This is a genomic window from Candidatus Poriferisodalis sp., from assembly GCF_965203655.1.
In the GTDB taxonomy this organism is placed as follows: Bacteria; Actinomycetota; Acidimicrobiia; order Acidimicrobiales; family Poriferisodalaceae; genus Poriferisodalis.
In genome coordinates, this window is sequence record NZ_CBDBDD010000009.1 from 73,558 (window position 1) to 92,754 (window position 19,197).

The following is a 19,197-nucleotide window of genomic DNA, read 5'->3' on the forward strand; positions in this document are numbered from 1 at the left end:
GCCATGGCGGGCACGGTGCTTCCAATGCCAGTGCCGCACACCTGCGGGCAGTCGTGGTTGCGCTTTGCTGTCCCGTTGGTGGCTGCGGCAGCAGCGGTGCTGGCAGTGGGCTGCCGCGCCGACATCGTCGTCGACGTCGACATCGCGCATGACGGCGCCGGCGAGGTCATCGTCGAGGTCACCTTCGACGAGGAGGTGATGCGCTGGACGCCCGACCTTGCCGAGCTGATCACCCACGACGACCTGGTCGGCTGGAACGTCAGTCAGCAGGCCTCGGACACCGCCGCCGGCCAGCGCTTGGTAGTGGTTGCGTCGAAGCGTTTCGCGTCGCCCGCTGAGCTGGCCGAGGTGCTCGGCGAGATCGACCGGCCTGCGGACGGTTCGGCTGGCTTGTTCAGGTCTGCGACCTATGTGGGTTCGCGCGACGGCGCACGAGTGCGCTACGAGCTGACCCTCACGGTCGGCTTGGACCGTCCGGTCAGCAGCTTGGTGAACCCCGCCACCGCTGATGCTCTCGAAGGGGAGCTGTTCGGCATGCCGATCGCCGACATCGAAGCTCGCGCGGGAGCGCCGCTGGACGAGCTGGTGTCGCTGGTGGTGCAGGCGTCCGTGCCCAATGGCGCTGGCAGATTGCCTGAATCGGGGGCTTTGACGCTCAATGAAGGGGGTGTGCACGAGCTTCGGGTGGTCGGCGAGCTGGTTGATGCCGAGATCGCGGCCGCAGACGCCGAAGCCGAGCGGCTGGCTCAGCGTGCTAGCCGGGGTGCTCGCATTGCGATCATCTGGGGGATTGCTGTGGCCATCATTGCCGGGCTCTTAGTGGCTCTCGCTATTCGCAACCGGCGTCGGCGGGCGGGACTCACCTTCCGCTAGCCCTAGGCAGGTGCCCGGGCTGGAGAGGGGCCGGGGCACCCGTGCCTCAAACAGATGAAGCGCTTGGTCGGCGAGTTTGGTGTGGGCGGGGCGCTTCATAACTGCGCGCGGGCACCCCGGCCCCTCCCCAGCCCTCGTCTCCTGGTGTCCCCGGTCGCTGTTGCTACTGCCCTGAGCCAATTCCATATTGTTCACGAATCGCATTCACGTCACACGGGTTTGCTACACATAAGGGCTGCCGCAAACAGGGCGCGGCGTGATGATGGGACACGGTCGATGGCGACAGTCGAGTTGAGACAGGCTGAGAGTGCCGGCGAGCGCAGCAACCTGTCCTCGCTCGCGGTGCGGCGTCGGCCGAAGCGACTTGGCCCGTTCGTCTACCGGGATGTGGCGCACGCGGAGTTGCCCCATGTGGTCAGCTTCTCGGGCGGCCGTTCCTCGGCGGCGCTGACGTTCATGGCGGCGGAAGAGGGTCTGCTTGACCCGGGCCGTGGCGACGTCGTGTTGTTTGCCAACACTTCAGCCGAGCACCCGGGTACCTATGAGTTCGCTGCGGAGTGCAAGCGGCGTCTCGAGGCTGAGTTCGGGCTGCCGTTCTTCTGGTTGGAGTTCACGACCGTCGAGGATGCTTGGCGCGGAGAGTACTGGCGCAAACTCAGCTACCGGTTGGTGAAGCCAGTCCGGATCGAGGACGATCCCGAGGGCTTCCGTAGCAGCGGCGAGCTCTTCGAAGACTTGGTGAGCCTCCAGGGCATGTTGCCGAACGTTCACAGCCGTACATGCACCGCCAAGCTCAAGCTGTATCCCTCTCATCTGCTGCTGGGCGAATGGCTGGGTGGCACCGACGGGCCTGCGCACGCCGGGCACTACTGGTCCGTCTCCGATGACGGAAGTGGGGGGGGGGGGGGGGTCTTGTTAGCCCCGTCCGCGTTGCGAACCGCTATGCACAGGCACGCGGAACCGCATCACGTGAATCAGTAATCCGCAGGGCTGAACACCTCAATACCCGTCCTTCATCACGCGCACAGCAGTACTGGAAGAACTTCACCGACGCGCCCGTTCGGGCAGCTTCGATGGGGGCTGCACCTGCACCGATGCGCGGCCCGGATGCAGCTCCACACGTGAGACTTCTCGGCCTGCGGGCCGACGAAGATCGACGCGTCAACCGCGTCTTGTCGCGTTCGCTGTTCGCCGAGGGAGCTACGACGGCGAGATGCAGCGTCAAGACCCAGCCTCCCGGCGAGCGGCCGTACTTTCCGCTTCACGATGCTGGCTTTGTCGCAGCGGACGTTCGCGGCTTCTGGCGGTGTCGCGACTTCGATCTCGACATCCCACCCGATGCGGGCAACTGCGTGTTCTGTTTCATGAAGGGGACGCGGCAGCTTGTCGAACTCGGGCGCAGCAGCGACCCGCGCCGACGCCCGGACACACCATCGGACATCGGCTGGTGGGCAGATTTTGAGGACCGCCATGTGCGCCTGGCGCCCAAGCGCGGCGGCACTGGCATCTCGCGCTTCGGCTTCTTCGGGGTCAACGCCCGGCCCTTTAGTGATCTTGCCGACGGATTGACGCACAAGGAGGACAGGTATGCCACAGGTACACCCGCCTGCGACTGCACGGACTGAGCCACGGGCAGTTCATGGCTGCTGACCGGCATCGACGGATCGCAGGGCAGCGCCTCAGCGCTGACCTCTACTTCGCGCCCACGCATTCCCCGCATGGCTTCACACATCCCGCGCTGTCTCATTTCGACGGCGATGTCGAACCGGTTGTTCGCGAGTTGCTACAGAACAGCGTCGATGCCGCTGACAAGGCAGGCCGCCCCTGCAAGGTGCACTTTGAGATTCGAGATATCGACAACCACGAGTTGCCGGGGTTCGAGACCTACCGCCGCACCTTCGAATTGGCTGTCGAACAACGAGAGCAGGAACGAGGGGGAGCGCCGCCGACACACGATGAGAAGATCATCGTTGATCGCATCGGGCACCACCTGACAACCCCGCGCATCCCGGTGCTGATCTGCGTTGACAACGGCACCGGCATCACGCCGGCGAGGATGCAGAGCCTGCTCACCAGCGGCAACAGCGACAAGGGAGACGGTGGCGCCGGGTCGTTCGGTCTCGGCCACCACGCGGCCTTCTCCGCATCCGATCTGCGCTACGTGCTCTATGCCTCTCGTTTTCGTTCGAGCGAGGGCGAGCTTAAGTCGGTCTCGTCAGGCCACGCCGTACTGGCCACTCACATCCGTCAGCACGCCAACACGAAGCGCATCCATGCACATGACGGATTCTGGGTGAACGACCGGGACCAGGGCCAGCTCTTTGTGGAACCGGGCGAGGCATACCCGCGCAACGTGCCGCCAATGCTCAGCCCGACCATCGAGGCGATGCCCGACACCGGAATGGTTGTGTGCATTGCTGGATTCAACGAGTTTCAGCGCGAGGAGTTCGATCTGACATCGATGCACGCCATCGCATACGTGGCCGCGTCGAACTTCTGCGACGCCGTGCAGGCAGAGTCTTTGACGGTCACGGTTTGCGATGCGCGATCCGGAGAGGAGCTGATCGTCGACCCTTCCAGTCTCGAACGCATCCTTCGGTCAAGGCGCGAGGAGCGACGGGCACCGAAGCAGGGGCAGATTCAGGGATCGTTTGCCTACAGCGCGCACGAAACGCTCACACGAGGCACAGCGATTGCCCACGAGATGGGAGACGGAGTCGCGGTCGCGATTCGGAGTGTCGAAGGCAACGTGCGCTCCCGTGTCCACCTGTACCGCAAGGGAATGTGGATCACGTCGAGCGCAGAGAGGCTGCGTCACAACGACTTCAGCGACTACATGCCCTTCGATGCTGTCGTGTCACTTCGCGACGGTGACCTAGAGCGTCATGTGCGTTCGGCAGAAGGGCCCGAACATCGCGGCATCGACTTCAAGCGACTGGACCCAGCAGAGAAGAAGCGTCTTCGCCAACTGCTGCGCGAACTTGGGGCCGTCATCAGGGTGAACCTTGAAGCGAAGAGCGAACAGGAAGAGTTCCGCCCCGACGACTTCGCCATTGTGCAAGGCGATGCGACCCAGACGCTCGAGTCTGTTGGCCGCACCAGTCCAGGTTTGGGCGGTACTCGCAGGGGCCGCGGTCAGGGCGGCACACGACCTGGCAAGAAGAAGGGCACCGGTATCGTGCGGAAATCGGGAAGGGCCAGGCCGGGCTCTGTTCCCAAGTTCGCCTGGGCTCCGCTTGAGGCTGCACCCGAGGCTCGCGTCTTCACGGTGCTGTTCAGTCTGAGGGAGGAGATACCCGGGCTCATCGGCATACGACTGTCGGTACCGACTGGTTCAGACCAAACCTGCGACTCGCCGCTGCCCCAACGATTCCTCCAGCTCAGAGCCATTCGATGCGATGGCCAAGAGTTGGCGAGGACGCGCACACCGACCGGGGTTCAAGAGCTGACGTTTGAACCGCCGCCGCAGTGGGCTTCACAAGGCGAGCGCAAGACGCTCGAGATCGAAGTGACCGGCGAATCCGAAGAGTTGGCCATCGCGCAATTGGAGGTCGTGCGGAGGCAGCCGCCGAAGGCGATTCCCAAGAGCACCGGGGAAGGCGAGTCGACGGACGAATCCGCTGCGACGCCTCAAGCTGCCGGTGCCGAAAGGTGAGCATGATCAGCCCCCGAATACCTCTTTTGACGGAGGACGGAACCCGGCTCGACTGGCCTGACGCACAGTACGAGCCACGGATCGAGCGCAAGGGTGCTGAGACCAAGGTCACGGTCAACCATGTACTCAAGGGCGCCACGGCGCTCGCCGATGCCCTCGGGCGGTGCGAAGCCGCTTGGCAGACCGAAGTGCGATGCCCGCGGTTGCTGCACAGTGAGCACTTCATCAGCTTCGACGACAGGCAAGTTGTGGAATGGCGTGAGGATGCCGTGGACTGGGAGAACACCTACCTGCTGCCCGGCATGGCGTCGGTCGAGCCGAGCTTGAGTGTGTCGGGTGACCTCGCGGGCGCTGCGTGGACATCTGGCGAGTCCATAGATGTGCCGACCGGAGTGTTGCTCGCCCGGGCGGATGTACGCCGCCTGAAGCCGCTCATGCAGTCACTGCTCGTGTTCCGCAGGGATGATGCACTCGGCGACGGTCAGATGAAGGTCGAAGAGGACACGACATCTGACGACCCATGCTTCAAGGTGCGCATCGCGGCCGACATCTTCGCGGAGTCGCGCTGGAATCGGGATCGGCGTATAGCTGCGCTCATTGGCGCGTTTGCCGCGATGGCACGCCCCGAGTCTCGTGTGCAGCCAGGCAACGAACTGCATGATCATCCAGTCACCAGGCAGCTGCGCTCGCACCTGCTTGAGCAGGGGTCTCTGACGTGGGACGAAGAGGGCTTCGACTGCGTGTACGCGGCAACGCTCTTCGAGCCGATGGAGATGACCGAGCTTGGCAGCGAGGACGGTGACGACGAATGATCAGCCACGCTGACCTCGATGCGCTGATCAGCCGAACAGCGTTTCGTGACTGGCAGAGCGGTCTCATCTATCAGGGGAAGCGGCACAAGAGCCAGTCCGAAGCCGATCAGGCCGCCATCCAACGGGACACGGCACGACGTCAGCAGGTGCTTGCTGAGGCCATCGCCAGTGGGCCGCACGCGGTCCGAGACTTCCTTTGCCGGATGGCCTCGAGTTCCGGGGTGGCCGCGCTATTGGACGATCTGCCCGCGTTGCCGCGCCCGCTCACCGAGGCCGAGATGGCGCAGACGACCCTCCATGTGGACCGTGAGGTATCGGACGTATTGGACGATTGGGGCATCACGCCGATGCTGGCCGGCGAGTCCAGCTTCTGGGCCTTGTGCCACGCACGCTGGATCGGCGATGAGATGTTCCCCGACGGGGTCGCACGGGTCTTCGCTGGCGGCGAGAAGACGGCGTCTGACTCCGAGGCGATGACTCGAACGTTTCTGCGTCGGGTCTGTGGGTTGCCGGTGGAGCGGGGAAACACGTCGGTCATCACCGACTGTGCCCTTTCGACCGCTTGGTGGCGGTTTCGACTTGCCAGCGAGGTGTCCGACACGCTGGTCAACGAGGGTGAAGCGTTGACCGTTGCCCAGGCACATCGGGTGCTGCAGGGCTCAGTCGTCTGGGAGACCTTCGTGCTGAACATGATCCGCAGGCTCGCTTCGCTCAACGCCCCCCGCGCACGGGCGGCTGTCGTCTTGGCATTGCATGAGCACTCCTTGCGGAACGGCGGACGATCGGTGCCGCGGGAACTCGTCACCGGCTGCATGCAGCAGGTCGCTCAACTTGGCGATCGCTTCAGCTTTGCCCTCATCGACTGGACACGGCTCGCCGAGACGGCGGCCGGCGCGCTCGATAGCGAGGTGAACCATGCCGTCGATTGCTGAGCTGCTGTTCGATGCAGAGAAGGGCCAGATTCACATACCCGACTTTCAGCGACCGTGGGTCTGGAACAAGAACCAGGTGCGCGACCTGTTCACGTCCCTCTATCGGCGGTATCCGGTGGGCGCCATGGTGTTCTGGCCCAACCGCTCCAACGGAATCCAGCTTCATTCGCTGATTGACGGCCGCCAGCGGCTCACGGCCCTGTACCACGTGATTCGCGGCCAACAACCTCCGTGGATGAGAGAGACCCCGGGCGCATTCGCCCAGCCGCTGGGGTTCAACGTTGTCGATGAGGAGTTCGGCTACCTCAGCGACAAGCTCGCTGAGGATGTGCGTTGGGTGAACGTGTCGGAGGCCTTCGTTGACACCGACTTCTTGGAGCACTTTGACAGTGCGGCTGCGTCTTCTGCCTCAGGAGGGCGCGTCAGCCACGCAGCAGTCGTGGAGCGCATAGCGCGCCTCAGAGACATCACGCAGACGCACATCAACAAGGAGGTCCTACCAGAGAACCTCGACATCGACCGCGCTGTGGATGTCTTCGAGATCTTGAACCGCGCCGGCACGAAGGTGCGCGAGGCCGACTTGGTCGTGGCCCGCCTCAGCTTGGTGTGGCCCGAGGTGCGGGAATCCCTCGACAAGGCGATGGACCGATGGGAAGAGAGCGGCTTTCGCGTGCCGAGCGAGGCGGTGCTGCGTTGCCTGGCGGCGGTGGTTGCCGACACCGTCGACTACGAGGGGCTCTATGGCTCGAAGGGGGACCGCGAGCGGCCGCCGACGGCAGAGAAGCTCATGACGGCCTTCGAGCAGCTCGTCGCCGCCACAGATGCTGTCCTGACCAAGCTGCGGAACAAGCTCGGGCTTTCGCAGGTGAGGCCCACCGTGCTGAACCGCGGCTACGTGCCCGTCGTATTCGCGGCACAGCGTCGTGCGAGCGACGAGCTTCCCCACGTCGACGTTGACGCAATGATCGGCTGGTGGCAGCTCAGCAATCTGCACAATCACTGGTCCAGCGATGTGCGCAACCGACTGGCAGTTGCGGTCAGCGCCTTGGGCGATGGCGCAGGCGCTTCGCAGTTGGTCGAGCAGCTCGGCAAACCAGGCAGGCCGCTCGCGCTCGAGCCCATCGATTTTCGCATCCAACGGAAGCCCTCGAGCGCCGAATACAGGCTTCTCCTGACGATGACCAAGCGGTGCGGCGCAATGGACCTGCCTAGTGGTGAGTCGCTCTCGTTTGACCACATCGGCGAGAACGTGGAACTCGAAGCCCATCACATCTTTCCGAAGGCGTTCTTGGCGAAACAGTCAGGCGTGCGTGTCGAGCAAATCGACCAGTTGGCCAACATCGCGTTCATCACCAGGAGGAAGAACCTGAAGATCGGGTCGAAGTCCCCCGCTGAGTACCTAGGGGAGTTGGCCGATGAGAACTTCGAGAACCTGCGCTCGCAGTGGATTCCCACCGACCGCGCTCTGTGGCGCCCAGGCGCCTACAGCAGGTTCCTTGAGCAACGCAGCCGGCTGCTGGCCGAGCAGGCGAACGAGTTCCTGAGGGGACTGCTAGGCGACGAAGCCTGGCAGGCTGCAAAGGACCACTGAGTTCCACAGCCATAGCCACGTCCACGGTCTCGGCCGCTGGGTCGCTCGCAAGCATGGCAGAACCAAATTGGCTACTTGGTCGCCTCGATGCGGTGCAGCGCAACGGCAGAGCGCTCGTTTTCCCTAGCGCCTGCGAGGCGGGGATCCCCGTTTACGGCGGTCGTTCGCCTGACGAGTTAGCCGTCGAGAGCCCCGTGTCGGGTGGCGTTCAGGGGCTGCGGGCCGTTGCCGTCGCGTCGCTGGGCGGGTCGGTGTTGCGGGGTTCGGGGGGTTGGAGTTGGGGTCGGCCGTTGGGTGGGGTGTGCATCTTGCGGTTGTGGTTGTGGAGGTCTTGGTGGCAGGGCTCGCAGAGTGATGCGAGGTTGGGTATGTCGGTGGGGCCGTCGTTCTCGAAGTAGTCGATGTGGTGGGCTTGGGTGTGCTCTGAGGTGAGTTCGCAGCCGATGCAGCCGCCGTCGCGTGCGGCGAGTACGAGGCGTTGGGCGTCGCTGGCGTTGCGTGTGCGGCCCAGGGCGAGTTTGGACCAGTCGGCGCTGAACATCGCTGGGAGGACCTTGGCATCGACTGCGCATTCGGCGAGCATTTGTGCTGACAGGGGAGTGCCGTCGTCGAGGCGAGGGTTGGCGAGCCGGTCGTTGGTGGCGTCGTAGTCGGCGATGATCAGCAGGTTGGTGTTGGCGCGCCGGGTGGTGGTGCTGCCGGCGATGAGGTCGCTGATGGCGTCCGCGGTGAGCTGGGCGCGGGTCGGCTCGACGGTCTGGCCGTCGGCGCCGGTGGGTGTGGTGGCGGTGTTGCGGTGGCGGGCTGAGCGCAGTGCGGTTTGGATGGCGATGTTGACTTGGCGGCCGGTGACTGCGTCGAGCTTGGCGCGCAAGTTCCACATGCCGTCGTCGCCGATGCGCATCGAGCCGCTGCGCTGGTGGCGTTGGAGGGCGTGCTCGGCGTCGATGGGGCTGAGATCGTTGGCGGCGGCCTCGGCGGCGAGGTCTGCGTAGACCTGCTGGCTCTCGTAGGCCAGGGTGTGCTTGGCGACGGTGTCGGAGGGGTAGGCCCGGCACAGTCCCAAGAAGCTGTGTTCGCTGCGGCGGTGCTGCTTGGGCGCTTCGCGGGCGATCACCTTCGCGTGGGACATGTGGATCTCGCCGGCTCGCAGCGCGTCGAGGGTGCCGGTCATGTCGTGGTCAACGAGGCTGCGGGCCAGGCGGGACTCGGCTCGTGCTTGGGAGGAGTTCATGCGGGTCAGGTCCCGCAGCTCATAAGCGGCAGCCTGGGTGCCGTGGCGCGAGGTCAGCTCGCCCAGCACAGCGAGGTACTCGCCCTCGATGCGGTTGCGCTCTGCTACCAGTTCGACCATACGGTCTCGCAGCCCGCTGTAGCTCAGCGACCCCAGCTCGGAGTCCCCAATGGGGCCGCCTGCCTCGCCCCCAGCGGCATCCGCCGCAGAGTTGGCGTCGGCGGGATCATCCCCGAGCAGCCGCGCATCGGCGTCGTGCCAGTCCGGCTCGGCATCGGGCCACACCGACTCCCTCCGGCGGCTGCCGAGTCCGTCATCAAGAGCATCGTCGAGGGCCGGAAGATGGTCCCGGATCAGCTCGGCGAACATATAAGCAGCATACAAACGTATGCAACCAAACACAACCAAAAGCATAGAGATATTTGGACATTCTTCATGTAGCGTGACAGCCCACTGGGCGATCTCCGCTCGGGACCGGCACACCCGAGGTGGATCATGGCGGCCAACCAAGGGCTTCTACGCCGCATCACTGCCCGGCCTGACGTACTTGGCGGGAAGCCCATCGTCCGCGACCTGCGCATTTCCGTAGAACTTCTGCTGGGCCTCCTCGCACAAGGGGTCGCTCCCGAGGAGATCCTTGACGATTACCCAGGGCTCGAGCAGGACGACATGTGCACCTGCGCCGCCTATGCGCACGCGGTGACCGCTCGTCGTCTGTTGGCGACGGACCGTCGCCGAATCGTGCAGCTGCGGGCCAATACGATGTTGGCCGCGCTACACGGATGAAGTGCTGCTTGCAGCGGAACGGCGTGGCGCTTCGCAGACCACCTCGTATAGCGTTGTGGCCCTAGGGCGAATGACGCAGAGTCCGCCCCGGAGCAAGACCGGGTCGTTCGCAAAAATGGGAGACCCAGGTTCGAGTCCTGGTACCTCGCAAGAGGTATAGCTCAATGGGAAGAGCGTCCATTTTCTTCGCGCCTACGAGTCACTCGAGTGGCCAAATCGCGTTGTAGGTCTGCCGCGGTGATCCTCGCTCAAGGGTGCTTCGTGGGGTCGGGCCAGACGCCTTGGCTGTGCGCCGCTTGAAACAGCAGTGGCTTCGACGCACCCCCCTGACGCTTCTAGATCGGCGCTAGCGCGCTACAGGCGCCGCTCGCGGCGGTACTTCAAACGTGCCTTCAACCCAACCCAGCCGAGCGCAGCGAACGGCGCAGCCGCAATGAAGCTCACGTAGTAGTCGAGGCCGACGAGCCACCGGAACATGAACGCTGCAATCAGGAACGGGATCGTCACCATGAACGCCTGCGCCTGGCGTTCCTTGGCGTACTTGGAGGTGAAGTCAGGCCGCCACCACGACGGCATATCCGGTTCGGATGGCACGCTCAGCCGCCAGCTACTGTCGCACCGGCTTGGGCTTGTTGGCAGCCATATTCATGCACCGCACGGTATCGGGCCTGTCAGGAATTTTGTGTATCGGGCGTGATCTGAGGGTCCGCAGCCGGGGGCTGTGGGCTGGAGAGGATCATGTCTGTGACTGATCATGACATGCCGGCTGTGCCGGCGAGCGAGGCTGCCGGCGAGGCGGCGATGGCCGACTGGGCCGAGCAGCTGGTGGCCCAGGCCCGCGCTGAGGGCGTGGAGCTGACCGGTGACGGTGGCCTGTTGACCGGGCTGGTGCGCCAGGTGCTCCAGACCGGTCTCGAGGTCGAGATGACCGAGCATCTGGGCTATGAGCGTCACGCTCCTGAGGGCCGCGGCACCCCGAACTCGCGCAACGGGTCGACGCCCAAGCGGGTGACGACCGAGATCGGCGAGGTCGACCTGGCGGTGCCGCGTGACCGGGCGGGCACCTTCGAGCCGACCACGGTGCCCAAGCACCGGCGCCGTCTCGACGGGCTGTCGGGCAACGTGATCAGCCTCTATGCGAAGGGGCTCACCACCGGGGAGATCCAGGACCATCTAGCAGAGATCTACGACACCTCGGTGAGCCGGGAGACGATCTCGAAGATCACCGAGGGGATCGTCGCCGACATGGCGGTGTGGCAGAACCGGCCCCTTGAGCCGGTCTACGCCGTGCTGCTGATCGACGCGATCGTCATCAAGGTCCGCGACTCCCAGGTCGCCAACCGGCCCGTCTATGTCGCCATCGGCGTCGATCTCGCCGGCGAGCGCGACGTGCTGGGCCTGTGGCTGGGCCCCGCAGGCGGCGAGGGCGCCAAGCAGTGGGCAGCGATGCTGACCGAGCTGAGAAACCGAGGCCTCGCTGACGCGTTGATCGTGTGCTGCGACGGGCTGCGGGGCCTGCCCGAGTCGATCCGGGCGACCTGGCCCCAGGCCACGGTGCAGACCTGCGTGGTGCACATGGTCCGCAACAGCCTCCGCTACGCCTCCAAACGGCACTGGGGGCCGATCACCAAGGCAATGCGGGAGATCTACACGTCGCCCACCGTCGAGGCCGCCGAGGCACGCTTCGAGAGCTTCGCCGAGGACTGGGAGCACACCTACCCCGCCATGATCGGCTCCTGGCGGCAGGCCTGGGACGAATTCGTGCCGTTCCTGGAGTTCCCCGCTGAGCTGCGCAGAGTCGTCTACACCACCAACGCCATCGAGAGCCTCAACGCCAGATTCCGACGGGCCGTGCGCCATCGAGGCCACTTCCCCAACGAGCAGGCCGCGATGAAGGTCCTCTACCTTGTCGCCAACGCCAGACGCAAAAGCCGCAGCAACCTGACCGGAAAGACCAACGGCTGGAAGACCATCCTGAACACCCTGACCGTCCACTACGGCGACCGGATCGCCGACCACATCCGATGAACACCATCACGGCCGGTTACACAAAAAATCCGAGTGTCACTGTTGGGTCTGCCGGGGCTTTCTGCCAGGGGGTTACGGTCCGGCCTCGTGCTCGGCGGTGACTCCACAAAATTCTGGCCTGGTGCCTGTTGATTGACCTGTCGCGTCGAGCGTGGGGCCGGCAGGAGCGCTCCTGTCTTGAAGGGAGCCTGACTGTCTCGACTCGGTTGTGACGAAGCGCCCCTGCCGTCCCGGACCCACCGGAACATCACTTCCAGCAGGAGCACAGCATGACATCTGCGGTCGGGGGGATCGACCCCCACCAGGACACCTTCACTTTGGGGATCGTCGACGCCAACGGCGTCGAGATCGGCCACGAGACCTACGCGAACACCGCTGCGGGCTACGCCGCTGCGATCGATCTGCTCGACGTGCACGGCGTCGAGCAGGTCGGCGTGGAGGGCTCGGCGAAATGGGGAGCCCATGTCGCGATCGCTCTCGCCGCGGCGGGGTTCGACGCCCGCGAGGTGCCCGCGTCCCGCTCGGCCGCGCAGCGCCGATCTCGGCGGCTGGGCAAGACCGACGCCGTCGACGCGGTCGCCTCGGCGCGGGCGCTGCTGGCCGAGCCGACGCTGGGCCCCGTCCAAGCGCTGGAGGTCTATGACCCCCTCGTCGCTCAGATCGAGGCCGTGCTCGAGCACCGCAGAACCCTTGTGGCTGCTCGCACATTGATGCTGCACCACATCGCGGACCAGATCTCCAAGCTCCCCACCGAGATACGTGACCAGCTCACCACAGTCGGCAAGATCGAGAGCCGGCTGCGCCGCCTCGAACACCTCGACCCCGCCGCCTGCCCGACCCCCGCCGGCAGCTACCGCTTGGCCCAGCTTCAAGCGTTCATCGAACAAGACCGCGAAGCGCGCCGCGAGATCCGCCGCCTGGAGCGTCTCATCGACGAGCTGCTCGACCGCCACGGCACCACCCTGCGCGACGAGCCCGGCATCGGCCCCATCGCCGCAGCCACCCTGCTGTGCGAGGTCGGCGACCCCACCCGGTTCGACCGCGAGTCCAAATTCGCCCGCTGGTGCGGTACCGGCGCCGTCGCCTTGTCCTCAGGCGAAGGCGGCGGCCAGCCCGTCAAGCACCGGCTCGACTTCAGAGGCAACCGGCGCATCAACTCCGTGCTGCACATCGCGTCGGTCACCCAGGCCCGCAGCCAGCCCGATGCCGCCGCCTACCTCACCCGAAAAACCGGCGAGGGCAAGACCCGACGCGAAGCACGACGAGCCCACAAACGCCACCTCGCCAACCGCGTCATCCGCAGAATGTGGCGAGACGAAAAACACCGGCAACAGGCCCGACTTCACGTCGCCTAACCACCACACTTGACAAGGGAGCGTCTGACAGTCCCGGGCAGACTTGAGGGGTGGGGCGGGCTTGGGCTCTTGTTTTGGCTGCTGGGGCGGGGACGCGGTACGGGGCTGTGGCTGGTGGCCACACCAAGGTGATGGCGAACATCGCGGGGCGGCCGATGGTTGCGTGGGGTGTCAAGGCGGCTCGGGCGGCGTGCGATGGGGTGACGCTCGTAGTCGCACCGTCCATGGTTGACAGGTTCGGCGCGGGCGTGGACGCGGTCGTGGCTGGTGAGGGGACTCGGTCGGGGTCTGTTCGGGCTGGGCTGGAGATGGTTCCTGATGATGTGGATGTTGTGGTTTGTCATGACGCTGCTCGGCCGGGGGCCTCTGCGGAGCTGTTTGCGGCGGTGATCGGTGCTGTTCGGGGTGGGGCTGATGCTGCTGTGCCGGCGCTTGCTGTGAGCGACACGTTGAAGCGGGTGCCGGAGTGGAGCGATTCGGGGGGAATCGTTGCGGGCACGGTGGATCGTTCGGGACTGTTTGGGGTGCAGACTCCTCAGGCGTTTCGGCGGGAGGCGCTGGTGGCGGCTCATGTTGGGGAGCCCGAGGCCACCGACGACGCTGCGCTGGTGGAGGCTGCTGGCGGCACGGTCGTGGCGGTGCCGGGCGAGGCGGCGGCGCACAAGGTCACCACGCCAGCCGATCTCGTCGTTGTGGAGGCCTTGCTGCGTGGCCGCGGCGCGGGCGGAGGGCTCTAGCGTCAAGCGGTGTGACAAGGGCTGACGGGGGCGAGCGCGGTCCGGCGATGCGGGTGGGACATGGCTATGACGCGCATCCGTTTGCTGGTGGCGATCCTTCGGGGCGGACTCTGGTGCTGGGCGGGGTCCGGTTTCCGGGTGAACGGCCGCTGGTCGGGCACAGCGATGCTGATGTTGTTGCTCATGCGGTGATCGATGCGATGTTGAGTGCGGCTGGGCTCGGCGACATCGGCACGCAGTTTCCTGACAGCGATGAGCGCTGGCGTGATGCCGACAGCATCGAGATGCTGCGGCAGGTCTCGGCGCTGCTCGCTGAGAACGGCTGGTTGCTGGCGAATGCCGATTGCACGGTCATCTGCGATCGGCCGATGATCGCCCCGCATCGCGACCAGATGCAGCACCGGCTCAGCAGCGCAGCCGGCGGACCGGTCACAGTGTGCGGCAAGCGCACCGAGGGACTTGGCAATGCCAACGGGATCGTGGCCCACGCTGTGGCGCTCCTGACCGCCAGGGGCGGGCAGCAATCAGCACAGTTGGCCAGCGGCGAGCAGCCGTCAGTGCTGGATGAGGGTGGCAGCGAGCGGTGAGTGCGGAACGCGGCAGGCGGCGGGATGCGTCCGCTCAGCGCGGTGGCGCTACCTCGCGGCGTGGTGAGCGGGGCGGCGGGCCATCTGGTCGCGGCAGAGGAGCACCGCAGCGGGGTGGCGGTTCAGCGAACCGGGCGGGCTCCAGGCAGGGTGGTGCCAATCAGGCGCAGGCTGGTCGGTCCCAGGGACGGCCGAAGGGTCTTGGCGGCGATCACGTTGAGGGCCGGCAGGCCGTGCGCGAGCTGCTGCGGGCCGGCAAGCGCAAGGTGCACGAGGTGCTGATCTCGGAGGACGCGCACTCGGCCGCCACGCTGGCCGAGATTGTCGACCTCGCCGGCGATCGCCGCGTGCCGCTGCGCGAAGTCACCCGCCGCAAGCTGGACGAGACAGCGCTTACTGCCGCGCCGCAGGGCGTGATTGCCAAGGCCGCTGCTGTTCAGCCGGTGCCGCTGGAAGAATTGGCGAAGCCTGCAGGCGACAGGCTGCCGCTCGTGGTCGCGACCGACGGCGTCACCGACCCCGGCAATCTCGGTGCCATCCTGCGCACCGCCGAGGTAGCTGGTGCGACCGGGGTGGTGCTCACCAGCCACCGTTCGGCGAACCTCACGCCGGCCGCGGTGAAGGCCGCCGCGGGCGCCGTCGAGTACCTGCCCATCGCCCTCGTCGGCGGTTTGCCCGCTGCGCTGGCAAAGCTGCGCGATGGCGGGCTGTGGGCCATCGGTCTCGACGGCTACGCGCCGGACGGGCTCGAATCGCTGCGGGTCGGCGACGAGCCGCTGGTGCTGGTGCTCGGCGCCGAGGGCCGGGGACTGTCGGCGCTGGTGGAGCGCCGGTGCGACCAAGTGGTGTCGATCCCGGTGCTGGGCCGCATCGAATCGCTCAACGTGGCAGCCGCTGCCGCCGTGGCCCTGTTCGACATCGCTCGCGCCCGGGACTCAGCCTCTGCGCCCTGAAATCCGGGGTGTCGCCCATACGCTGGGGCCGGTGCCCGAGTAGCTCAACGGCCAGAGCACCGCTCTTGTAAAGCGGGGGTTGTGGGTTCGATTCCCACCTCGGGCTCACGACAGGGTGATCACCAGGTTGCCGAAGTGCTCCTTGCGCACGAAGGCCTCCTGCGCCTCGCGAATGCGCTCGAGGGGGAACGTGCCGCCGAGCACCGGGCGGATCTCGCCGCGCTCGATGTAGCCGACGAGGCCTGCGAACAGGCCGGGCCCGTAGATCGTGGCGCCGTGCAGCTCCAGGTCGTTGAGGTACACCGTCCGCAGATCGACTTCCACCATTGGTCCGGCGATGGCGCCCGAAGTGACATAGCGCCCGCGGCCTGCCAACGCATCGAGCCACAGCCCGACCGCTTCGCCGCCGACCACATCGGCGATTGCGTCGAACGGGCCGCCGTTGGCTTCGACCGCCGCAGCGACATCGTGCTCGGGACCCTGTCGCGGCACCACCGCATCGGCCCCGAGTTCGAGCACCTGCGTTGCCTTGGAAGCGCCGGATATCGCCACCACTCGTGCGCCCCGGCGGCGGGCGAGCTGCACCAGTGCCGAGCCCACGCCACCGCTCGCGCCCGGTACCGCGATGCTCTCGCCGCTGGTGAGCCCGATGCGCTGGAGCATGTGCTCAGCCGTCGAGGAGGCGCAGGCGAACGTTGCCAGCTCGGCATCAGACAGATCGGAGTCGACCGGATAGGCGTTGACGGCAGGCACCGCGACGTACTCCGCGAAGCCGCCGTCGACCTCGCTGCCGAGATAGCGCGCTTTGCTGCGGTCGCTCGGGTCGGCGGGATCCTTCAGCCAAGGCTCCACCATGACCCGCTGGCCGATCAGGCCCGCATCGGCACGTTCCCCCGCAGCGGTCACCCGCCCGACGACATCGGCACCCTGGATGCGGGGAAACTCCACACCCCGGCCGCCCCAGGTGGAATCTGCTGCATCCGCGTCGGCGTATCCCTCGCCCGACGTCGCCGCCGTCACCGACTTGCTGTACCAGGCCACCCGGGTGTTGATGTCGGTGTTGTTGATGCCGCACGCCGCCATCTCGATGAGCACCTCGTCGGGCCCCGGCACCGGCACCGGCACGTCGTCGCGCACCTGCAGCATCTCCGGCCCGCCATGACCCACCAGCAGCGCCGCCCGCATGGTCTCCCGGGAGCTCATTGGCGCAGCCTTGCCGAAGTGGGGTCGTACACCGGTGCATCCAGCACTCGCGCCGGGCGGTGGTCGCCGAGGACACGCACCGTCAAGGAAGTGCCTGGTTCGGCGTCGGCCGGGTTCAAGTAGGCGAACGCCAGGCCCTGGCCCACCCAGAAGCCGTACGCGCCCGTCGTCACCAGCCCGACCGGGCGTCCGTCGCGGTACACCGCGTCGCTGCCGCCGACCTCGGCTACGTCGGTGTCGACAGCCAGGTAGGCCAGCTTCCAGCGCCACGGCCGCTTCCCGCTGGCGGCATCCGCACGGCGGGCCAGCAGTGCGTCGCGCCCCACGAAGTCTCCCTTGTCAGGCTTGATGAAGCGCTTCAGGCCGGCCTCGTCGGGCGTGACGTCATGGGTCAGGTCGCGGCTGATCATGTACCGCTTCTCCATCCGCAGGCCCTCGGTGGCGTGATTGCCGACATTCGCCATGCCGTGCGGCTCACCGGCATCTCGGAGCACCCCATACAGATCGTCGATGCGGCCGAGCGGCACATGCAGCTCCCAGCCCAGCTCGCCCGTGAATCCCACTCGCAGTGCCCGCACGCCCGGCACGCCTGCCACCGTGATCTCACGGCACGACAACCAGCAAAAAGCCTCGTTGCCCAGATCGGCACCGGTGCATGCGCCCAGCACGTCCCGCGACCGGGGCCCGGCCAGCGTCAGCACGCCGAAATCGCTCGAGCGGGTGACCAGCCGTGCGTCGGCACCAGCCGGCCAGTGCGTCTCGAAGAACTCCCGCTCCTTCAGCTCGAACACCGCGGCGGACACCAGGTAGAAGTGCTCGGGCCCGAGCCGCGACACCGTCAGCTCGCCTTCGATCCGTCCCGTCGGCGTGAGGGTGTAGGTGAGCGACATGCGGCCGGTCGACGGCAGCCGGTTGGTGGTCAGCCGGTCCAAGACCGCCGCTGCGTCAGGTCCGGTCAGGTCGAACTTTGCGAACGCCGTCGAATCGATGATGCCGACCCGCTCGCGCACCGCGGCGGCCTCGGCAGCGGCCACCTCGAACCAGTCGGTGTGGCGAAACGAGACCACGTCGCGCTGGGGCAGCCCGGCGGCGCCCGGAAACCACTTGGGTCGCTCCCAGCCGTACACCTGGGTGAAGACCGCGCCGGCATCCGCCAGCGCACCGAGCACCGGCGAGCTGCGGTAGGGCCGGGCCTCGGGTCGCTCCAGCCCAGGCAGCGGGGTCTGGTGGCGGAACTCGTAGTCCTCGGTGCCCTTGATGCGCCCATAGGTGGCCACGTCGTCCGGCTCGATGTAGCCGAAGCGCCGGGCGTCGTAGCTGCGCAGGCTCAAGTCGGTCTCGCCGTGCACCATCCAGCGCGCCAGCTCGCGGCCCAATCCTGGTCCGTCGGCCAGACCCACCTGCACACCGGCGAACTGCCAGAAGTTCGGCACACCCGAGGGACCGATGAGCGGATCGCCGTCGGGTGTGTGGGCAATCGCGCCGCGGATGACCCGGCGGATGCCGTAGTCGGCCAGGATTGGCACCCGCTCGAAGGCGCGCTCCAGCCACAGCCCGACCCGGTCGTAGTCGGCATCGAACAGCGGATTCTCCAGGTCCCAGCCGGGTCCGTCCGCCCAGACCGACTCTGCGTTGCGCTGCTCGTAGATGCCGATGAGCCCGGCGTCCTGCTCTTGGCGGATGTAACCCGAGACGTAGTCGTCGCGCACCACCGGCAGTTCGCGTTCGAGTGCCGCGAACTCGGCCACCGGGGTGGACACGAAGTACGAGTGCAGCGCGTTTGCCATCGGCACGGCCAGCCCGACCATCTGCGCTACCTGGTGGGCGTAGCAGCCGGCGGCATTCACGACGTGTTCGGCGTGCACCGTGCCCGCCTCGGTGACGACGTCGAAGGTGCCGTCGGTCCGCCGCCCGATGTCGACGACTCGGTTGTGGCGGCTCACGCCGGCACCCAGCTTCCGGGCCACCGCCACCAGCGCATTGGTGGCGCCGGTGGGATCGACGTGGCCGTCATCGGGCGTCCACACTGCGCCCTGCACTTCGGAGGTCTCGAAGAAGGGGTGCAGCTCGGCGATGAACTCGGGGCCAACCCAGTGCATTTCGTTGCCGACGTAGTCCGCCAGCCCGAGCTGCGCTTGCAGCCAGTCCACCTCCTCGTCGTGGTACGCGATGCGGAAGCTGCCGCTGCGGTGCCACGTCGTCGCAACGCCGGACTCCGCAGGCAGGGCGTCGTACAGCTCGCAGGCGTAGCGGCGCATCGCAGCCAGCGTGTAACCGGAAACCGAATGGGTGACCTGGCCGGCGGCGTGCCAAGTGGAGCCCGAGGTCAGCTCGCCCTTCTCGATGAGCAGCGTGTCTGACCAGCCCTCTTGGGCGAGGTGGTACAGCAAGCTGGCGCCGCAGATGCCGCCGCCGATGATCGCCACACGCGTCGATTCGGGAAGGCTCATG

The 19,197-nt window shown here is 66.5% G+C and carries 17 protein-coding genes and 1 tRNA gene; 14 read left to right on the forward strand and 4 right to left on the reverse strand.

Annotated features, from left to right (window positions below; genetic code table 11):
- The first annotated feature begins 24 nt into the window (after nt 1-24).
- From ACOGW9_RS11690 to ACOGW9_RS11720, 7 genes are all read left to right on the forward strand, one after another.
- Nucleotides 25-873 carry a hypothetical protein gene (locus ACOGW9_RS11690; protein ID WP_419911414.1) on the forward strand — a complete coding sequence of 283 codons (849 nt, stop codon included), beginning with the start codon at nt 25-27 and terminating at the stop codon, nt 871-873.
- 276 nt (nt 874-1,149) lie between these two features.
- Entirely contained in the window at nt 1,150-1,854 is a 705-nt protein-coding gene (locus ACOGW9_RS11695) for a hypothetical protein (RefSeq protein ID WP_419911416.1), read from the forward strand.
- A gap of 140 nt (nt 1,855-1,994) precedes the next feature.
- Nucleotides 1,995-2,498 carry a hypothetical protein gene (locus ACOGW9_RS11700; protein ID WP_419911418.1) on the forward strand — a complete coding sequence of 168 codons (504 nt, stop codon included), beginning with the start codon at nt 1,995-1,997 and terminating at the stop codon, nt 2,496-2,498.
- Between the two features lie 14 nt (nt 2,499-2,512).
- A complete protein-coding gene (locus tag ACOGW9_RS11705; protein ID WP_419911420.1) occupies nt 2,513-4,528 on the forward strand; it encodes a hypothetical protein in 2,016 nt (671 codons plus the stop codon).
- 26 nt (nt 4,529-4,554) lie between these two features.
- Complete coding sequence (locus tag ACOGW9_RS11710) at nt 4,555-5,340, forward strand: hypothetical protein (RefSeq protein ID WP_419911422.1); 786 nt, start codon at nt 4,555-4,557, stop codon at nt 5,338-5,340.
- A complete protein-coding gene (locus ACOGW9_RS11715; protein ID WP_419911424.1) occupies nt 5,337-6,272 on the forward strand; it encodes a hypothetical protein in 936 nt (311 codons plus the stop codon). Before ACOGW9_RS11710 ends, ACOGW9_RS11715 begins: the two co-directional genes overlap by 4 nt.
- Nucleotides 6,256-7,863, forward strand: coding sequence for a GmrSD restriction endonuclease domain-containing protein (locus tag ACOGW9_RS11720; protein ID WP_419911426.1), 1,608 nt, complete (start codon nt 6,256-6,258; stop codon nt 7,861-7,863). The genes ACOGW9_RS11715 and ACOGW9_RS11720 overlap by 17 nt, the downstream gene beginning before the upstream one ends.
- A 208-nt stretch (nt 7,864-8,071) precedes the next feature.
- Here ACOGW9_RS11720 and ACOGW9_RS11725 read toward each other — a convergent pair whose 3' ends face one another.
- Nucleotides 8,072-9,466, reverse strand: coding sequence for an HNH endonuclease (locus ACOGW9_RS11725; RefSeq protein ID WP_419911428.1), 1,395 nt, complete (start codon nt 9,464-9,466; stop codon nt 8,072-8,074).
- Between the two features lie 126 nt (nt 9,467-9,592).
- Here ACOGW9_RS11725 and ACOGW9_RS11730 point away from each other — a divergent pair, with 126 nt between their 5' ends.
- Nucleotides 9,593-9,883 (forward strand): DUF433 domain-containing protein, encoded by a 291-nt coding sequence (locus ACOGW9_RS11730; RefSeq protein ID WP_419911430.1) that lies wholly within the window; start codon nt 9,593-9,595, stop codon nt 9,881-9,883.
- Between the two features lie 354 nt (nt 9,884-10,237).
- On the opposite strand, the gene ACOGW9_RS11735 is transcribed toward ACOGW9_RS11730, so the two are convergent.
- Nucleotides 10,238-10,477 (reverse strand): hypothetical protein, encoded by a 240-nt coding sequence (locus tag ACOGW9_RS11735; RefSeq protein ID WP_419911432.1) that lies wholly within the window; start codon nt 10,475-10,477, stop codon nt 10,238-10,240.
- Nucleotides 10,478-10,621: 144 nt separating this feature from the next.
- Here ACOGW9_RS11735 and ACOGW9_RS11740 point away from each other — a divergent pair, with 144 nt between their 5' ends.
- The 6 genes from ACOGW9_RS11740 to ACOGW9_RS11765 all read left to right on the forward strand — a co-directional run bounded on the left by ACOGW9_RS11740 (nt 10,622) and on the right by ACOGW9_RS11765 (nt 15,649).
- Nucleotides 10,622-11,911 carry an IS256 family transposase gene (locus ACOGW9_RS11740; protein WP_419911434.1) on the forward strand — a complete coding sequence of 430 codons (1,290 nt, stop codon included), beginning with the start codon at nt 10,622-10,624 and terminating at the stop codon, nt 11,909-11,911.
- 269 nt (nt 11,912-12,180) lie between these two features.
- Nucleotides 12,181-13,266, forward strand: coding sequence for an IS110 family transposase (locus tag ACOGW9_RS11745; RefSeq protein WP_419907360.1), 1,086 nt, complete (start codon nt 12,181-12,183; stop codon nt 13,264-13,266).
- Nucleotides 13,267-13,316: 50 nt separating this feature from the next.
- Nucleotides 13,317-14,003: an IspD/TarI family cytidylyltransferase gene (locus tag ACOGW9_RS11750; protein ID WP_419911436.1), complete on the forward strand. Its 687-nt coding sequence runs from the start codon at nt 13,317-13,319 to the stop codon at nt 14,001-14,003.
- An 11-nt stretch (nt 14,004-14,014) separates the two neighbouring features.
- The gene (gene ispF, locus ACOGW9_RS11755) at nt 14,015-14,590 is read left to right on the forward strand and encodes a 2-C-methyl-D-erythritol 2,4-cyclodiphosphate synthase (RefSeq protein ID WP_419911438.1); all 576 of its coding nucleotides are present in this window, start codon (nt 14,015-14,017) and stop codon (nt 14,588-14,590) included.
- Nucleotides 14,587-15,543, forward strand: a complete 957-nt coding sequence (gene rlmB / locus ACOGW9_RS11760; RefSeq protein ID WP_419911440.1) for a 23S rRNA (guanosine(2251)-2'-O)-methyltransferase RlmB — start codon at nt 14,587-14,589, stop codon at nt 15,541-15,543. Before ispF ends, rlmB begins: the two co-directional genes overlap by 4 nt.
- Before the next feature lie 33 nt (nt 15,544-15,576).
- Nucleotides 15,577-15,649, forward strand: a tRNA-Thr gene (locus tag ACOGW9_RS11765).
- Here the strand turns inward: ACOGW9_RS11765 and ACOGW9_RS11770 are convergent.
- Together ACOGW9_RS11770 and ACOGW9_RS11775 are read right to left on the reverse strand one after the other, a co-directional pair.
- Nucleotides 15,649-16,746 carry an alcohol dehydrogenase family protein gene (locus tag ACOGW9_RS11770; protein ID WP_419911442.1) on the reverse strand — a complete coding sequence of 366 codons (1,098 nt, stop codon included), beginning with the start codon at nt 16,744-16,746 and terminating at the stop codon, nt 15,649-15,651. The genes ACOGW9_RS11765 and ACOGW9_RS11770 overlap by 1 nt on opposite strands.
- Complete coding sequence (locus ACOGW9_RS11775) at nt 16,743-19,196, reverse strand: FAD-dependent oxidoreductase (RefSeq protein ID WP_419911444.1); 2,454 nt, start codon at nt 19,194-19,196, stop codon at nt 16,743-16,745. The genes ACOGW9_RS11770 and ACOGW9_RS11775 overlap by 4 nt, the downstream gene beginning before the upstream one ends.
- Nucleotide 19,197 lies beyond the last annotated feature (1 nt).

Coding starts and splice junctions, on each gene's coding strand:
- ACOGW9_RS11720 (WP_419911426.1), top strand. CDS start 6,256: ATGCCGTCGATTGCTGAGCTGCTGTTCGATGCAGAGAAGGGCCAGATT.
- ACOGW9_RS11745 (WP_419907360.1), top strand. CDS start 12,181: ATGACATCTGCGGTCGGGGGGATCGACCCCCACCAGGACACCTTCACT.
- ACOGW9_RS11690 (WP_419911414.1), top strand. CDS start 25: ATGCCAGTGCCGCACACCTGCGGGCAGTCGTGGTTGCGCTTTGCTGTC.
- ACOGW9_RS11725 (WP_419911428.1), bottom strand. CDS start 9,466: ATGTTCGCCGAGCTGATCCGGGACCATCTTCCGGCCCTCGACGATGCT.
- ACOGW9_RS11705 (WP_419911420.1), top strand. CDS start 2,513: ATGGCTGCTGACCGGCATCGACGGATCGCAGGGCAGCGCCTCAGCGCT.
- ACOGW9_RS11695 (WP_419911416.1), top strand. CDS start 1,150: ATGGCGACAGTCGAGTTGAGACAGGCTGAGAGTGCCGGCGAGCGCAGC.
- ACOGW9_RS11770 (WP_419911442.1), bottom strand. CDS start 16,746: ATGAGCTCCCGGGAGACCATGCGGGCGGCGCTGCTGGTGGGTCATGGC.
- ACOGW9_RS11740 (WP_419911434.1), top strand. CDS start 10,622: ATGTCTGTGACTGATCATGACATGCCGGCTGTGCCGGCGAGCGAGGCT.
- ACOGW9_RS11730 (WP_419911430.1), top strand. CDS start 9,593: ATGGCGGCCAACCAAGGGCTTCTACGCCGCATCACTGCCCGGCCTGAC.
- ACOGW9_RS11715 (WP_419911424.1), top strand. CDS start 5,337: ATGATCAGCCACGCTGACCTCGATGCGCTGATCAGCCGAACAGCGTTT.
- ACOGW9_RS11775 (WP_419911444.1), bottom strand. CDS start 19,196: ATGAGCCTTCCCGAATCGACGCGTGTGGCGATCATCGGCGGCGGCATC.